General features: G+C 57.1%; 1 protein-coding gene. It reads right to left on the reverse strand.

The genetic code is table 11. From position 1 onward, the window contains the following. A partial coding sequence (locus ACSHWJ_RS16130; protein WP_435928805.1) for an inositol monophosphatase family protein occupies window positions 1–219 on the reverse strand: 219 nt, incomplete at its 3' end. Window positions 220–233: the final 14 nt, after the last annotated feature.

The raw sequence follows: 233 nt of genomic DNA on the forward strand, positions 1-233 counted from the left end.
TGACTCTTCAGAAAGTACCGGAAATTGGGGTATCAGACGAGCCAGTCCGGATACACTCAACTCATGCGATGACAGATCCGCAGCCGTCAGTGGTGATTGGTCGGATTTCTGCGTGACGCTGAACTCCGAGTCATAGCTCGCGAGGATAGCCCGGCCGGCCTCCTTGGCCAGCGCGACCACGGTTTCGAGCAGGCGGGAAGGCTCCTTCATGATGGGCATGGACTGATTTCCTT

It is taken from the genome of Methylococcus sp. S1M, from assembly GCF_051295855.1.
GTDB classification, from domain to species: domain Bacteria; phylum Pseudomonadota; class Gammaproteobacteria; order Methylococcales; family Methylococcaceae; genus Methylococcus; species Methylococcus capsulatus.